The 16,286-nt window shown below is 62.8% G+C and carries 14 protein-coding genes; 2 read left to right on the forward strand and 12 right to left on the reverse strand.

Annotation, left to right across the window (positions count from 1 at the left end; genetic code table 11):
• Positions 1-38: 38 nt before the first annotated feature.
• From R3C98_RS10795 to R3C98_RS10820, 6 genes are all read right to left on the reverse strand, one after another.
• Positions 39-248 carry a DUF3126 family protein gene (locus R3C98_RS10795; protein ID WP_371314096.1) on the reverse strand — a complete coding sequence of 70 codons (210 nt, stop codon included), beginning with the start codon at positions 246-248 and terminating at the stop codon, positions 39-41.
• A 69-nt stretch (positions 249-317) separates the two neighbouring features.
• A complete protein-coding gene (locus tag R3C98_RS10800; RefSeq protein WP_371314097.1) occupies positions 318-1,703 on the reverse strand; it encodes a hypothetical protein in 1,386 nt (461 codons plus the stop codon).
• Entirely contained in the window at positions 1,697-2,104 is a 408-nt protein-coding gene (locus R3C98_RS10805) for a hypothetical protein (RefSeq protein WP_371314098.1), read from the reverse strand. The genes R3C98_RS10800 and R3C98_RS10805 overlap by 7 nt, the downstream gene beginning before the upstream one ends.
• Positions 2,101-3,834 carry an SUMF1/EgtB/PvdO family nonheme iron enzyme gene (locus R3C98_RS10810; protein WP_371314099.1) on the reverse strand — a complete coding sequence of 578 codons (1,734 nt, stop codon included), beginning with the start codon at positions 3,832-3,834 and terminating at the stop codon, positions 2,101-2,103. Before R3C98_RS10810 ends, R3C98_RS10805 begins: the two co-directional genes overlap by 4 nt.
• 116 nt (positions 3,835-3,950) lie before the next feature.
• Positions 3,951-5,681, reverse strand: coding sequence for a hypothetical protein (locus tag R3C98_RS10815; protein WP_371314100.1), 1,731 nt, complete (start codon positions 5,679-5,681; stop codon positions 3,951-3,953).
• Between the two features lie 46 nt (positions 5,682-5,727).
• Positions 5,728-6,930 carry an OmpA family protein gene (locus R3C98_RS10820; RefSeq protein WP_371314101.1) on the reverse strand — a complete coding sequence of 401 codons (1,203 nt, stop codon included), beginning with the start codon at positions 6,928-6,930 and terminating at the stop codon, positions 5,728-5,730.
• 367 nt (positions 6,931-7,297) lie between these two features.
• Here R3C98_RS10820 and R3C98_RS10825 point away from each other — a divergent pair, with 367 nt between their 5' ends.
• A complete protein-coding gene (locus R3C98_RS10825; protein ID WP_371314102.1) occupies positions 7,298-7,954 on the forward strand; it encodes a phytochelatin synthase family protein in 657 nt (218 codons plus the stop codon).
• Positions 7,955-7,965: 11 nt separating this feature from the next.
• Here the strand turns inward: R3C98_RS10825 and cysE are convergent, their stop codons facing one another.
• The 4 genes from cysE to R3C98_RS10845 form a co-directional block, all read right to left on the reverse strand.
• A complete protein-coding gene (gene cysE / locus R3C98_RS10830; protein WP_371314103.1) occupies positions 7,966-8,778 on the reverse strand; it encodes a serine O-acetyltransferase in 813 nt (270 codons plus the stop codon).
• A gap of 83 nt (positions 8,779-8,861) precedes the next feature.
• Positions 8,862-11,993: an efflux RND transporter permease subunit gene (locus R3C98_RS10835; protein WP_371314104.1), complete on the reverse strand. Its 3,132-nt coding sequence runs from the start codon at positions 11,991-11,993 to the stop codon at positions 8,862-8,864.
• 5 nt (positions 11,994-11,998) lie between these two features.
• Positions 11,999-13,180 (reverse strand): efflux RND transporter periplasmic adaptor subunit, encoded by a 1,182-nt coding sequence (locus tag R3C98_RS10840; RefSeq protein ID WP_371314105.1) that lies wholly within the window; start codon positions 13,178-13,180, stop codon positions 11,999-12,001.
• Entirely contained in the window at positions 13,177-13,875 is a 699-nt protein-coding gene (locus R3C98_RS10845) for a TetR/AcrR family transcriptional regulator (protein WP_371314106.1), read from the reverse strand. The genes R3C98_RS10840 and R3C98_RS10845 overlap by 4 nt, the downstream gene beginning before the upstream one ends.
• Positions 13,876-14,003: 128 nt before the next feature.
• Here R3C98_RS10845 and R3C98_RS10850 point away from each other — a divergent pair, with 128 nt between their 5' ends.
• A complete protein-coding gene (locus tag R3C98_RS10850) occupies positions 14,004-14,627 on the forward strand; it encodes a nitroreductase (RefSeq protein ID WP_371314107.1) in 624 nt (207 codons plus the stop codon).
• A 3-nt stretch (positions 14,628-14,630) separates the two neighbouring features.
• Here R3C98_RS10850 and queF read toward each other — a convergent pair whose 3' ends face one another.
• Together queF and R3C98_RS10860 are read right to left on the reverse strand one after the other, a co-directional pair.
• Positions 14,631-15,098 (reverse strand): preQ(1) synthase, encoded by a 468-nt coding sequence (gene queF / locus R3C98_RS10855; RefSeq protein ID WP_371314108.1) that lies wholly within the window; start codon positions 15,096-15,098, stop codon positions 14,631-14,633.
• Positions 15,091-16,119 (reverse strand): calcium/sodium antiporter, encoded by a 1,029-nt coding sequence (locus R3C98_RS10860; protein ID WP_371314109.1) that lies wholly within the window; start codon positions 16,117-16,119, stop codon positions 15,091-15,093. Before R3C98_RS10860 ends, queF begins: the two co-directional genes overlap by 8 nt.
• Between the last annotated feature and the right edge of the window lie 167 nt (positions 16,120-16,286).

Genomic DNA, 16,286 nt, shown 5'->3' on the forward strand with positions numbered 1-16,286 from the left:
GAAGAGGACCGTTCCGATGCCGGGACGGTCCTGTCAGGCTAGCCAGTAATGTCTTCTTCCAGCACGGTCATCTGGAACTGGTAGGAGGTCTCGCCCTCGTCCACATCCTTGTAGACGACGGCCAGGAATTCGGCGCCGAGATAGACTTCGACAGAATCGTCCGTCTTGTCGCGCGGCAGCAGGCGCAGGCCGGGGTTCAGCTTCTCTTTGAGATAGGCTTCGAGGCGGAGCGTTTCTTCGCGGTTCATTATCGGTGTCCTTTTCTTCGCGAGGCGCAACCTAGTTGGTTTCGCTTGGGGTTCAACAGCAAGGCTGCATCAAATCCCGCCCGATTCCACAAGACAATGGGCCGCAAGCTCGTCCACATCATCGGAATAAGTCTGTGGCAACAGGCGCATCAGCTCAGCCTTGTCGATCTGGCCGCAATCCATCAGGGACAACACCATGGCCGTATCGGTCTGGATGCGCTTCATTTCCTGCACCGCTTCGCGGCTGGAGCCGGCCCGTTTCAACGCCTTCTCGTTTTCACGCGCTGCAATGTTCCGCACGGTCAGGTTCCAGGCCAGCGGCAGGATGTGATCGATGTTCTCGGTATGGGACAGCGCAGCGAGCCAGTCTTCTTCCAGGATATAGATAAAGCCCATGTTTTCTTCCGTGTACGCGACACCGACACGCGTAGCGCCACGGTCTGCCCTGATCTTGGCCGCGGTCCGCAACTCCGAAAGCGCTTCCTGCAAGGCGAGACTCCGGTCCTGCCCTTCCGGCAATTGCGACTGAGCCGCCAGCGCGATCAATGTGGTACCAACACCATGGTGCGCCATCTGGGACTGTTCCAGCGTGATGTCCTCTGGGTCATCTTCCATCAGCTTCGCCGCGCGGCTGAATGCGTTGTAGGCCAGCAAGGCGTCACCGCGTTTGCGCAGGCATTGGCCTTTCCAGAGCAGCAGCATCGGCTCGTTCAGCCCCCTCGCCACGGCTTGGTTCACATAGTCCACGACTGTCGAGCAACCCCGGTTCCAGCCCAGCGAATTGCCGTTCGCCTTGCGGTATTCCAGCATGGCGAGGCCAGCCGCACCAATGGACTGATCGGGCAGATCCAAACTGTCATCCAGCAGCGACTGGAACTCGCTGCGCACGGTTGCAGATTCCACCTGTCCACCCCAATCGTCCAGAGCGGCCTGCATCAGTACCCGTTCGCCGCTCGTCAGCAGGCTGACACTGCTCGTCTGGTCCGCGCGCAGCACCATGGCGACGACTTGGGAGGTCACCTCGTTCATCGTCTTGCCGAGAATGTGCCCGCGGGCGATGGACACGGCCCGGTCCTTGTAGGAGGCGATCTGTCCGGGTGATCCGGCTTGCTGAAGTTCCCGCGAAAGTTCGGCCTGCCGGCGGGCGGCCTCATTCTCTTCGCGGATGGCAACCAGCTGGGCCTGCGTCGATTCCCTCTGGCGGCTGGCTTCCCCCGCCACGATGCGCAGGTTCACTTCGTTCAGCCGCGCCTGCCGCACATATTCCGAGCGCAGGCCCTGAAGCTCAAAATAGAAATAGATCACGCTGCCGACCGCGATGACCGCTGCAGTCGCCAGCAGGGCTGCCAGAGCCCGCACGAGAAAGCGGAAGGATTGCTGCTCACCCTGCAGCTCCATCAGTAGGTCCAGCGAAGTAACCGGTGACCGGCTTGTCTCGTTTTCCTTGTTCACCACTCTGTGCCCCCGGATTCGTTCAACTTCGTGCCTCGCCAGACGCTCGGACCGAACATCGGCTCCAGCAACAGGCGCAGGCCGGTTTCGTCTTCATTCTCGCGCAGAAACGCCTCCGCGATCAGCAGCTTGATCCGCGTCTGGCGCATCCGCCACATCCTGAAAGCCGCACCGATGGCTGTGGCGACGAAGAAGTTCGACGCGCCGAGAATTCTCTCTGGATTACCGGAAAAAATGCGCTCGCCCACAGGCAGAGGATAGTGCCCGAACAGCGTCAGCAGGAACACGCTGAACGCAGCCAGCGCCGCCAGCATCGCCCCGATCAGAAGAGTCCGGTTCAGCCGGGATTCAGCTTTCAGCTGGTCCCGGTGATGGCTGATCAGGGGGCTGATGGACTGGATCATGACGGATCTGGATCCCTCGCGACGCGGAAGCCGATCGCATCGTCGCGGCCGCTGGACGGGAACGCATCGCGCACGGCAGAGCGGACATAGGACGGGATTTTCTCCCAGCTACCGCCTCGGACAGACCGCGAGCATTTCTCGGCGCCCGGCTCGGCCTCGGCCTTGCCAATGCGGCCCAGATAATCGTGGCTCCAGCAATCGGCGACCCATTCGGCCGCATTGCCATGCATGTCGTACAGACCAAAAGCGTTGGGCGGATAGGATCCGACCGGCATCGGCTGACGCGGCCATTTCCCTTTCGGCCCGCCATTGTAGAGGCGTCCGCCTGCATTGAAGTTCGCGTCCTTGTCGGTGAGATAGTCGCCGGTATTGAACGCTGTCGTCGTACCCGCGCGGGCGGCATATTCCCACTCGGCCTCGTTCAGCAGGCGATAGGGTTCACCCTCCACCTGTCCGTTCAGCCAGCGGACATAATCCATCGCTTCCCACCAGGTGATATTGATGGCGGGCATGGCGCCGCGCTTCCATTGGTCAGATCGCGTTTCGGCCTTCGCTTCATTCCCGGCGCACCCGCCTGCAGCGATGCAGGCGTCGAGATCGGCCCAGGTGATTTCCTTTTCGGAGGCTGCAAACAACGCGACCGCAGGTTCCCATTGCGGACCTTCGGTGTCCTTGCGCTCCGGCTCGCTTTCCGGGGAGCCCATCAGGAACGTGCCCGCCGGGATCGCCACCATTTGCGGGCAATCGGCGCAGTCCTTGAACTTGCGCGCTTCGACAGGACCGCCGCTAACCGCCGCTGCGAACGCCCCCTGACGCAGAAGGCCTGACACCGTTCCCGCGGCAGGTGATGCTGCCGGTCCCGCGACAGGCGCCTCACCTGTCGAAGCCGTGGAGCGCGTCCCGGCTGGCAGGCGGGTGGAGAGCACAGAGTCCGACACCACTGTCGGTGCTGGCGCTGCGGCGCCGCTGCAGCCAGCGAAGCAGAAATCCGCCCCCGTCAGGCCGGAATTGTAGAACGGCGTCTGCAAGCCCCCGGTCGCCGCATTCACGCGGTCTGCGACGCGCTTGAACACTTGTTCCGCGATCAAATTCTGCTGGGAAAGGGTCTGCGCCAGCGCGACGGCGAAGGCGGAATTCGCACCGTCACCATCATAGGCGACATAGCCGGGCGCAGTGGAATAGGAAATGAGCAGGCCGCGCGCCGGTTTCACTTCAGCCAGACCGCCAGCCGCACTGCGCGTTGCACTCGGCAGCGGATTGTCCCGGCAGGCATCCAGGATCACGAAGTTTACCGCATTGCCCGCATCCTCGACATAGCGCAGCGCATCGCCGAGGCGCGGTGCCTGGCGCCAGATGTCCTGTTCGGACCGGGCGTTGGCATCCACCGGCACGAGATAGTTCAGTCCCTGCGACTGAACGCCATGCCCGGCATAATAGATCAGGCCCACCGAGCCTTTGCCGCCGGCCTTCAGGCGCGCGCCATGATTGGCGAACGCCTCCTCCATCTGGTCTTCGCTGGCATTGAGAACCAGATCGACCTGAAACCCGACACCGGACAGGGATTCAGCCATCAGGCTGGCGTCATTTGCGGGATTGGCGAGCTGCCATCCCCGCTGCTGGTAGTCAGAATTTCCTATGACCAGCGCATAGCGCGGCGGCTGAACCGTATCGGCGCGCGCGGACAGCATGACAAAAAAGCCTGCAATTCCAAGCAGCAACAGACGAAGCATGGCACGCGTCCCCTTCCCTTGAGATCGTCACCTTCATCCCCAGCACTGGAACCTACCCTAACCGCAATTCGGCGGAGGGGAAAAGGGGGAGATAAAAACCGGCCGGGAAGACTTGGTCAGCTGGCTGGATGCTTTGCAGATGTGGGCAGCTTGGCCAGTTCCTTTGCCTGGCTGACCCATTCATCCCGCTCGATCCGGCCCTTGAAATGTTCCAGCTTGTTGTCCACCCATTCGATCTCCGCCGGTCCCCATTCAGCAATCTGCCAGTAATAGTACACGCCGATTTCGTTCAGCAGTTCGCACAGCATCGGGCCGATGCCGTTGACGACTTCCAGATCGTCCTCATTGCCGAAAGCCGGCTCGACCAAAAGGTTCGCCTTGTCACCGGGGCGCAGGGCGATTTTCAGCAGCTGAGCCGTGTTTTCGGGGTTCGCTTCAGGTTCTGCCTCATGTCCGGAGGCAGGCTCAGCCATGTGTGGCGGCGGTGCGGTTTTCGGGAACACCTGATCGATTGGCGCGAAGGCCGGCGGCTCCGTCCGTGGTGGAGTATAGGCCGGCTGGCGGTAGGTATACTCGCCCTCCCCGCGCAGGTGGCCGAAATCGCGCGCGCGGAGGATGTGGTTCAGGGCAGCCAACGTGTACTCGATATTGGCAAGACGGCTGTCGACCGCGCCCATGTCGAGCCGGGCATCCAGCTTGCGCATGGAGGACAGAACCGGAGTAAGGTCCGGCAGCGATTGCATCTCCACCCGCAGCGAAGCCAGCGCGGATTCGACGCTCGACAGCCGCGCCTGAACCGGCGTCAGGTCCACGCCCGACCGCGCCAGCATGGAGACCGTATGTTCCACGCCCGACAGTTTGGAGTGCAGCGACGCGCTGCCGCCTTCAATATCGGCGAGCTTGGTCTGCACGATGCGCATATCGTCCGACGGTGCGCGCAGCATGCCTTCGATGTTGCGGAACTCGTTGACCAGCGGCGTGAAATCCGTTTCCGGCAGGTCGATATTCGCGATCGCGTCCTCGATCTTCGACAGGCGCTCCTTCACCGAATCGAGATCCGGCACACGCAGGCCCGCCAGCGAAGACGACAGCGTCGACATGCGGATCATCAGCTCTTCGATATCGGCCTTGCGCGCCGTGTCGATCCGGTCAGCGAATTCGGCAAGCCGGGCTTCCATTGCCGCCATGTGAGTGCGAACAGGTTCGAGGAAGGCTGCCGGGGCCTCCCTGTTTTCGATGGCGAGTTCCAGCCGGGCGAGACCGGAATGGATCGGCCCGAGGTCTACTTCGGGTACCGTCTGGCCACGGACGAGTTCTTCCAGTTGAGCAAGACGAATCTCCACCGGATCGAGATCGGCATTCTGCAGGCCGGCCACTTCGTTCGAAACGGACAGAAGCGAGCTCTCAATATCCGACAGGCGGCCGAGCACGCCTTCCAGCGCGTCATCCGGCTGCTGCATCAGTGTTTCCATCCGGCCAAGGCGGCCTTCAAGCCCGCCCATGCCAGTCTCGCGAACTTCAGTGATCAGGCCGCGCATTTCGGTGAAGCGGTCATTGATCGCACCGAGGCCCGCACTCCCTGTCAGCGACAGGGCGCTTTCGATCCGGGCGAGACGCTCAACAAGCGGCGAAAGATCCGGCGGGGCGAGGCTGGAAAGGCTTTCCTTCAACTCTTCCTTTGTTACCGCCGCAGGCTTGTCTTTCGCGTTTTCGGCGCCCGCCACCAGCTCTTCATGATAGACCGTGACGTCCTCGAAGTTCCGGCGGAACCACCACCAGGCGAGGCCCGCCCCGCAAGCGGCAGCAAGAACCATCAACAGGAAAATCTGGAGCAGTAGGAACAGCATGGATTCTACTCGTGGCGGAGGCCGGAGCCCCCTATTGGGTTAAACTTCATTCCGACGCCCGCACAACGCGGATCTCGATCCGGCGGTTGCGCGCGCGCCCCTCCGGCGTGGTGTTTCCGGCGACCGGACGGGTTGCGCCATAGCCTTCGGCGATCAGGCGCTGTGGGTCGAGATTGCGGGCGATCAGCGCATTGCGCACAGCAATCGCCCGGTTGCGGCTCAGCGTCTCATTCTCGTCTTCCGGACCGGTGGAGTCCGTATGGCCTTCGATGCGCAGCGTGCCGGGGCACCTCCTCACAGCTGCCGCGACGGCATCCAGCAGCGTATTGCTGGAGGCATCAATCACGGAACTCGATGAGTCGAATTCGATGCGCGCATCCATCAGTAAATCGCTGAGTTCCGCCTCACACGTGATCACCGCCTCGTGCGGCAGGATGTCGACCTTGCCGACGGTGCCGAGCGGCATCGAGGCATTCGCATCCCGGCGCACCGCAGCCGCATCTGCTTCCGGCAGTTCGCAGCGCAGGCTGAACCGCCCCTTCTCGAACGCAGCCTGGCCAGTATCGCACCTGGTGATCGTGTTCACACCGCGCATCGCAACCTGGACATATCCTGCCGGCGGCTCGACATCCGCAATCTTCAACTGGTCGTCGACGCCGGTGATGTACGGAGGCGCAATCTTGTTGAAGGCATGACGCACCACCGTGTCCTTCGTGGCCTGGTCCGGCATCGCACCTGCCAGCGTCAGCACACCACTGGCGATTGTAAAATGCCAGGATGGCGAGGCAGCAGCCTCTGCAGTCACATCCTGAAGCGGAGCGACCGCGATGGTTTCGGACTCATCACGCGTCTCCGGCCGGGACTTGTACGGGCCTTGCGGCACCGTCACGCGGGTCACTGGCCGGGCCAATCCGAACGGCGTTGCAGAGGCGGCTTCCCGGGCGATCATCCGCGCCTTGTGCGCTTCCGCACCGGATGCAGGCTCGCCCGAAATCGTGACCGATTGTCCGCTGGCGGATATCCTTGCCCAGTCCACACCATTGGCGGCAAGCGCCTCCGTCACCGCGCGCCGGGTTGCACTCTGCACGCCAAAGGCAAACGGGCCGATCGCGATCAGGAACAGAAGCGCGAGACCCGCCAGCGGAACCAGGCCGAACGGCATGAATGGCAGGTGACCATCCCGGCGGACAAGCCGGCGCACGCGCACAGCGCGCGCCTCCCCATCCGCGTCGACGGTCTCAAAACTCACCCGGGCCGCCTCCTTCTGACGCGGAAATCTCTTCGAAAACACGCAGTTTTTCGGAGTGACAAACCTAGACGAAACCTTGGAGAGCAACAATATTTGCGTGCATGATCGGGCGCCATTGAGCACAGAAATGTTGGCACGCCAGAACTTATTCGTGCGATATACGAAATTTGCTGGATGGAAGTCCCGTCATGCGGGAAAATGTGTGTGCGGCGCATTGCCGGAAATTTTCGCCTGCCAAAGCCAGACATATCTTTCCGGCCGGGACATGAGGGAGTCGACCGTGGGTATCAGATACAGAGCCGGAATTCTGGCCTCCAGGATAAGCTACGAAATTTCAGCGTTGAGCCGCCGCCTGCCGGTACCGGATATGCCGTTGCCACTTGCTCACCCCCACAAGCTGATCGCACTCGATTCCGAGGCGGGCACGCGCCTCCTGCGCGAAGCCGAAGCTATCGCAGATTACGTTCCTCTCAGCATACATTTCGTGACGCAGGACGCACCCACTCTGTGCGGCCCGGCGAGCATGACGATGGTTCTGAATGCACTGGGCATCGAACGCCCAGGCTCGCGTGTGTCCGATCAGCACGGCCTGTTCGACCAGGAAAACATCTTCACCCGCGAGACTCACAAGATCACCCCGCGCCGCAAAATTCGGCGGGAAGGCACACCCTTATCGACACTGGGCCAATTCTTTGAAGCGCACGGTGTTGATGCGCATACGGTCTATGCCAGCTCGGTATCGCTGGACACCTTCCGCGAGACCGGCAGACAAATACTCGAAACGCCCGGCGAATATCTCGTCGTCAACTACAGACGATCAAAGGTCGGCCAGCTCTCCGGAGGACACATATCCCCCGTTGCCGCCTATCACGCGCCATCGGACATGTTCCTTGTACTGGATGTCTCCCGTTACAAGTACCCGCCTTTCTGGGTCACGGCGGAAGACCTGTACAGCGCGATGAACGTGAAAACTGGCGCGGGTATCACCCACGGATATGTCACGGTTCGTAAAAAGCCGAACTAGCGGCATACAAATCAGCTGTCAGCAGCGTCCGGCAGCGTCTGGTCCATCGTCTTGGCAGGCTGGCAGCAGGACGGGCCGGAAACAACTTTCGCCGGGACGCCGGCCACGGTGCAGTGCGCCGGCACATCCTTCAGGACAACCGAACCAGCCGCGATCTTCGCTTCATCGCCGATGTGAATGTTGCCCAGCACTTTCGCGCCAACCGACACCAGTACGCCGCGCCCGATCTTCGGGTGGCGGTCGCCAACTTCCTTGCCGGTGCCGCCAAGCGTCACGCCCTGCAGGATAGAGCAGCCATCGCCGACGACAGTGGTCTCACCGATGGTGATGTCCGTTGCGTGATCCAGCATCACGCCTTTGCCGATACGGGCAGCGGGGTGAATGTCGACACCGAACAGTTCAGACCCGCGGGACTGGAAGTGGAAGGCCAGCGTTTCACGTCCCTCGCGCCAGAGGACATTGGCGATGCGGTGCGTCTGAAGAGCCTGAAAGCCTTTGAAGAACAGGAAGGGCTGAAGCAGGCCACGGCAGGCGGGATCGCGCTCCAGAACGGCCATCATGTCGGCCTCGGCCGCATTGACGAGTTCATCGTGAGAATCGCACGCATCCGACAGAATGTCCCGCACCTGCTGGGTACCGATGGTCGAGTCACCGATTTTTTCCGCAAGGTGATAGGACAGCGCATCGCACAGCGAGTCATGCGCCAGGATCGCAGCGTTGATATAGCCGGCCAGCGACGGTTCATCTGCAGCAGCGGCGGCAGCTTCGAAGCGCAGGCGCTTCCATGCGGGCGGCGGGGCGCCGATGTCGGGATTTTCTGGCATTCCTCTTCCCTCTTGCTCAGGGTGTGGCGCTCACATGGGGCAGCTTGACGCAGGCATCAAGCCCTGCCCCGCTCACAATCGGTTTATTCACCGGAAGTCTCCGGGATGGCGGGCCGGTATCCAAACAGGCGGCGCACCGGTTTGTAGGTCATGATCCGGAAGATCGCGGGGGTGAAATACAGCGACAACAGCGCCGATCCGGCCACCCCGCCGCTGATTCCCGCCGCCAGCGGCAGCCAGAAATTATCACCGGAAAGGAGGATCGGGATGAAGCCGCCCATCGTCGTCAGCGTCGTCGCCACAATGTGACGTGTCGCATCCACGACGATTTCCCTCTGGCGGATCACATCGTCCGCCATCGCCCACGGGTCTGCCCTCAGCAGACTCAACACCACAATCGATGCGTTGATGGATATCCCGAGAAGGCCAAGGCTGCCGACGATCGCGTTGAACCCCATTGGCAGGTTGAACAGCCAGACCCCGAAGAAAGCGAGCCCGATGGACAGGAACCCGGTCGTCAGGATCAGCACCATCATGCGGAAGGAGTTGAAGACCAGCATGATTGCCCCGGCCATGACGAGGATCAACGGCACACCGACGCTGGCCAGGTCTGTCACGGCGCCTGCTGAGTTTTCCGCTTCACCACCGACCACAACACTGTAGCCCGCCGGAACGGTGAAGCCGGTCGCCGCGAGGCGGGCCTGGTAGTCAGCCAGAACCGGCGCCGGGATCGTGTAGGGTTCGAGATAGGCGAGTATCTGGTTCATCCGCTGGCCGTCCAGGCGCGTGATGACGGCCGTCTCCGGATCGAGCGACATTTGCCCGAGCGCAGACAATGGCGTGCCGCCGGAACCGGAGCCCACCGTGGCCGAGCGCAAATTCGACAGTTCCCGCCGGCGGCTGTCCGGCGCGATGACCATGACGGGCAGCTCTTCGGTGCCTTCAAGGACCGAGCCCGCGCGCACGCCTTCAAGTTCCGCATTCAGATCGGCCGCGAGATCCGTAAGGCGTTCACCGGTCAGAGCAGCCGCCGTCTCGTCGGCGTTGAGCTTCATGGTCGGCGCGCCGAGTTGAAGCGAGGCGACCGTGTAAGTTACGCCGGGCGTCTGGGCGAGGACAGCGCGCGTCTCGTCGCCGAGACGATTCAGCGTTTCGAAATCGTCGCCCAGAATACGGAATTCCACCGGCGCATCGGCCGGCGGGCCTTGTTCATAAGGCAATGCAAGGAAGCGCGCGGAAGGAAACTCGGCCCTGACCAGCTGCTGCACGTCGGCGACGATCTGGCGTGTACGGAGATTGTTGTCCAGCTGCACCCAGCCGGACGCCAGCCCCTCCACGCCGCGCGTATTGTTGATGGCGTTGTAGTACACCCGGGGCGCCGGCTCCCCCAGCACCCAGGTCACATCCTTCACCCCATCGAGGGACCGGATCAGTTCGGTCGCCCGCTGTGTCGCGGCCTGAGTATCTGCGAGGCTCGCCTCCGGCGGCAACTGCAGCGTCAGCTGGAACTGGTCGCGTTCGGTCTGCGGGAAGAACTGGTTGGGCAGCTGCCCTGCCAGCCAGAAGCCAAGGATCGCCGGGGCGATGCCAAGTACGATGCCCAGAGGCGGGAAGCGCAGCACGGCCTCCACTGTCGCGCGGTAGCCGTCGGACACATAATTGATCGTGAGACCATCCCGCCACCACCGGCGCGGACGGCTCGCTTCACCCTTCTCCCACCCGCGCGTGCGGTCGAACCAGCCTGCCATGGCCGGGATCACCGTCATCGAGATAAAGAAGGACGCGCAGATGGCGAACACGACCGACAGACCGATCATGCCGATGAATTCTCCCGCCGGGCCGGGCAGCATCGCAATCGGTGCGAAGGCCAGCGCTGTGGTCAATGTGGACGCCCCGAGCGGAGCGAACAGATGCTTCAGGCTGCGCTCAATCGCATCCAGCCGGTTCAGGCCGCGCACGCGCCACTGGTCAAAATCGTCGACCACCACGATCGCGTTATCGATCAGAAGTCCAAGCGAAATGACGAGGCCGGTTACCGACATCTGGTGCAAAGGATGGCCGAACACTTTGAAGAGGATCAGCACCAGCGCCACCGTCAGGGGCAGTGCCATTCCGACCACGAAGGCCGACCGCCACCCCATCGTCAGGAACAGGACACAGAACACGATCCCGGCAGAGATCAGCAAATTCAGTGCGAGGCCGTTCAGGCGCGCATTCGTGTAGTTGCTCTGGTCAAAAATCGGCCGGATGGTCAGGCCCGGCGGCGTGTCGCGTGCAAAATCCTCGACAACCGCATGCGCCCTGTCCGCCCATTGATCCACGCGTTGGCCAGGCGAGATATAGACACCGATCAGGATCGCCCGGCGGCCATTCTCGAACGCCATGTTCACCGGCGGATCGGTCAGGCCCTTGCGTACATCCGCGATGTCGCCAAGACGCACCGCCGTTCCATCGCCCCGCTGCACAATCGGCACGGAACGGACGCGCGAGATGGAGTCGAACTCCCCGCCGATCTGGAAACCGACATTGCCGCCGTCGGCCCTCAGGCGCCCGGCCGGGGCCTTGGCATCTCCCGCAGCCAATGCCGCTGCGGCTTGCCGGAAAGACAGACCCGTCGCCGCCAGCGCGTCCGGATCCATGACCACACGCACTTCTTCTGCAGGCAGGCCGTAGGTCTGAGTCAGTTCCGTTCCCGGAAGACGTTCAAACCGGTCCTGCAGGTCCAGCGCCATGCGCCGCATCACCGCCATCGGTGGGTCTTCCTCACTGTCCCAGCGGATTCCGACCACCAGCGTCGCGGCACCGACATATTGCTGCGTCACTTCCGGCAGGGACACACCGTCGGGGAACTTCGCCTTCGCCTGGTCGACCTTCTGCCGGACCAGCGTCCAGGCATTGTCCACCTCGATTGCGTTGAGGTCCTCACGAATGTCGATCCGCATCTGGGATACACCGGCACGGGAAGTCGAATGGACCTCCTTCAATTCCGGCAGTTCCATCAACGCCGATTCCAGCGGCTCGGTAACGAGCGCCTCCATCCGTTCGGCATCGGCACCGGGCAAGTAGGTTACGACGAACCCGTAGCGTTCGATCAGAGTCGGGTCTTCCTGCCGCCCGAGCGTGAACATGGCGCCCAGACCGCCGATCAGCATGACCATCATGGTCAGCACCGTCAGGCGCGGCAGGCGGTAGAAGAGACTGAGCGCCTTGATCATGGCAGCTATTGTCCTGCGACGTCGGCCCGCTGGGATTCGCGGGGGGTCACCGGCATGCCGGGTGTGATGCGTTGCAGGCCGTCGACGATTACGCGCTCTCCCGGCTGGACCGGGCCGCGCACATAGGCCCGGTCACCATCGCTGTGCACCATTTCGACCGGACGCGGCACCGCCGTCCAACCGGCATCGGACGGGTCCGCAACATAAACTGTCCACAGGCCACGAGACGCCGCAGAAAGTGCCTTCACCGGCACCCAGAAGCCTTCCTCGCCCACGCTGCGGTCCAGGGCGAGGCGCACGACGGCGCCCGCAGCAATGGCCTCCGGATTCTCGATATCGAAAACGGCCCCGACGGTACGCTGGTTCGCATCGATCACCCCGGTCACATTGCGCAGGCGCGCCGAGACTTCCCCGGTGTCGGCCGTCAGCTTGTATTCCTTGCCCGGCTCCAGCAGCGCAGCACTCGCCGCCGGCAGGCCGAGGCGGGCTTCAAGGTGGCTTTTCTCCACCAGTTCCAGAATAGGCTGGCCCGCGGCGGCGATGGCGCCTTCATCAGACAGGCGCTGCGTGACCACACCGTCAAATGGCGCTGTGATCGAGGCGAGATCAATCTGGACGCGGAGCGTATCGGCCTGCGCCTTTGAGGCCTCGACACGAGCGAGTGCGGTGTTCGCCTGCGCTTCCGCTTCGTCGACATGCTGTTGCGAGACATGGCCCTGCAGTTTCAGCTGGCGCTGGCGCTGCACCGTGCTGAGCGCGAGGTCGTGGGCTGCGCGGGCTTCCTCCACCTGCGCATTCGCCGAGGCAAGTTGCGCCTGCAGGCTGCGGGTGTCGAGTTTTGCCAAAAGCGTGCCTTTCTTCACCTTGTCGCCAACATCGGCCCGGATCGCGGCGATCCGCCCGCTGGAAGCAAAGCCCAGCATGCTGGTGCGGCGCGCTTCGGCGAGGCCGGTATAGCTTTCCTTCAGGTCGAAGGCTTCTGTCGGCTCCACGGACACCACTGCGACCGTCAACGGCGCCGGCGCCTCATGTGCGACTTTCGGCCCATCGGCGCTGCGCAGGCGGGTCGCGGCAAAGAACATGCCCGCGCCAAACCCGATCAGAAGAAGCAGGAAAACCAGCCCTTTCACGACGGTCGGTTTCTTCTCCCTGATCTCATTGCCCTCATAAGGGTGCGAGTGGGTCATGAGCGTGTTCCGTTCTTGTGCGGAAGGTCAGCAGGCACGGCGAGGCCCCGCATGACGATGTCCGCATGATAGGCGACGAAGTCGCCGTCGGTTTGGGTCGGACAGGGTTGCACGTCCGGCAGGAGCGGCATGTGGATCATCAGGAGCGCCAGGCCATGGGACGAGGCCCAGATCGATTTGGCCGTCTTGACCGGCTCCAGCGCCGGGTCGAACACGCCAAGGCCCTGGCCTTCCTCAACAAGGTCCACCAGGATCTTGAACGCCTGCCCCTTTGGCGTGGCGAGGAAGTCATCCCAGCTGAGCTGCCTGCGGGCTGCGAGTTCCTCCCGTGTCGGGATGGAGGAGAAGGCGGCGGCATAATGATGCGGACGGGCGGTCGCCGTAGAGACGTAGGTCGTGACACAGGCGCGGGCGCGGTCGTGGAAATTCATACTGGTGGCAGACACACGGTCCACCTGCTCCAGCAGGCGCTCGAAGAAACTGTCTTTCAGTTCCTCCAGCAGCTCTTCCTTCGAGCCGAAATACTTGTAGATCGCAGACGGGGAGTAATCGATCTCCTCGGCCAGCCGCCGGATCGACAGGCCGCTTTCCCCTTCCTTCGCAAACATGCGCTCGGCCGCCGCGAGGATCGCCTCACGCACCTTGTTGCGCCGCCGCGTCGCGGGGGTCTGCTCGAGGGTATAGTCCGAATCCATGCCGCGGCCACGATCAGCGTTCGAAAAGTGAACAGTGTTCACTAAAATAGTATGCCATCGCCCGCCCGGCAAGTACGGAGTCTGAAAGCCCGCTTTTCGCCCGGTTCAGTTCACTGTAGGGACGGCTTATGACGAAAAGGTTTCCTCCCGCTCCGCCGCTCGGTGAACCGATGCTTCCTGTGAGGGCCAGTGCAGAGGCCCGCGCGCTGCTGGCGCTGCGCCGCTCGGCCAACAAGCAGTTCATGGGCGCCCCCGGTCCTTCACCCGCAGATCTGGATGAATTACTACAGATCGCAGCCCGCGTTCCGGACCATCGCAAGCTCGCCCCGTGGCGCTTTGTCGTGTTCGAAGGTGAGGCCCGCAGCCGTTTCAGCGCAGGGCTGGCAGAAATCCGTGCCGGACGCGGCGATCCGGAGCCGGAAGTCGAGGCGGCCCGCAAATTGCTGCTGCGCGCGCCTGTGGTCGTCTGCGTGATTTCTTCACCTGTGAATGACGGCCGCACCCCGGTCTGGGAACAGGAACTCTCCGCCGGGGCGGTTTGCTACAACCTGTTGCTGGCCGCCAATGCCAGCGGCTGGGCGGGCAACTGGCTGTCGGAATGGCCTGCCTTCGATGCGGATGCCGGCAAGCTGCTGGGCCTGGAGGACGGCGAACGCGTCGCCGGGTTCATTTATCTGGGAACCGCCACAATGGCCCCGCCGGAACGCCCGCGCGCGGACATGGCCGAGAAAATCACCCGCTGGGAAGGCTGAGCCTCAGCCGCGTCCGCGATAAGACGCGACGCCGGTATCCGGCACATAAAGCCCCGCCGGCACCTCGCCCGACTGCCAGAACACGTCGATCGGGATCCCGCCGCGCGGGTACCAGTAGCCGCTGATGCGCAGCCATTTGGCCTCTGTGAATTCGAAAATGCGCTTGCCGATGGAGACGGTGCAGTCCTCATGGAAGGCGCCATGGTTGCGGAAGCTGGTGAGGTAGAGCTTCAGGCTCTTCGACTCAACCAGCCACTCACCCGGCGCATAGTCGATCACGAGATGGGCAAAGTCCGGCTGGCCGGTCACCGGGCAGATAGAGGTGAACTCCGGCGCCACGAAGCGCGTCAGGTAGAGCGTCCCGGCATGCGGGTTCGGAACGCGCTCCAGCTGCGCCTCTTCCGGGCTTTGCGGCTGGGCGGTCTGTTGGCCGAGCTGGCCGAGGTTCTGGTAGATCGGATTATCAGACATTGGGAAGCAGCGCCGGGACTGGAATGATGTTGAACAGGAGCCCCATGTAAAGCACGTAGCCGCCGAGCAGAAGGCCCCCTTCCCAGCGGGCGATCTTCTTCCCGGATATCCCGAACAGGAACAGGAAGAACAGCGACAGGACCAGCGCGCCGATATCGGTGGAGCTGACGATACTCTGCCCACCCGCCTGCATGGCTTCGCCCGCAATGTTGCCGGCATGGTTCTGCATCACGCTGAACGGGTGCACGAGCGCGGTCACGCCCAGGATGCCGAGGATATTGAAGATGTTGGACCCGATGATGTTGCCGAGCGCGACGTCCGCCTTGCCGGTGCGCGCCGCCGCCAGAGAGGTCGCGAGTTCCGGCAGGCTGGTGCCGATGGCGACGATGGACATGCCGATCACCGCTTCGCTGACGCCAATGTCGCGTGCAATGCCGACCGCGCCATCGACCATGAAGCGCGCGCCGAACACAATCCCGCCAAGCCCCAGCAATGCGATCAGCAGGCCTTTGACGATACCGTAGGGCGCCTCGACGATCTCGCCCTCGCCGACATGCATCTCGGCCTCCGGTGTGTCGCCTTTCTGGTCTGCCACCAGCGACAGGATGATGTAGAGGATCAGCGCTGTGACCAGCAGGAACCCGCTAAGCCGGGTGAACGCGTCCAGCCAGATCAGCCAGCAAAGCGCCGCCGTGGCGACGATGACCACCGCCGCATCCCGCTTCAGGGCGCCCGGATTGGTCGTGATGGGCTTCACCAGCGCCGCCGCGCCCAGCACGAGCAGGATGTTCGCCACGTTCGAACCCATGACATTGCCGATGGAAATGCCGACCGCACCGGTATCGATAGCGCGCAGGCTGGTCACCAGCTCCGGCATCGACGTGCCGCAGCCCACCAGGGTCAGTCCGATGACCAGTTCCGAGATGTTGAGCTTGCGGGCGACCGCGACTGAGCCGCGAACGAGTCCCTCGCCACCAAAAATCAGGAGGCCGAGGCCCGCCAGCACCAGAAGATAATCCATCAAAGGGCCTTTCGGAGAACCGGCTAAACATAGTTTACGGGCCATTCCGCACAATGGTTCCGCATCACACACCTGCGGCCTAACAGGAAGTTACCGCAGTTCATGCGAGATTCAGGCAATCTGAGCTCCCATATTCATGAAATACCGATGAATTTGGTCCAGAAATC

The organism is Hyphomonas sp. (assembly GCF_041398465.1).
Lineage (GTDB): Bacteria > Pseudomonadota > Alphaproteobacteria > Caulobacterales > Hyphomonadaceae > Hyphomonas.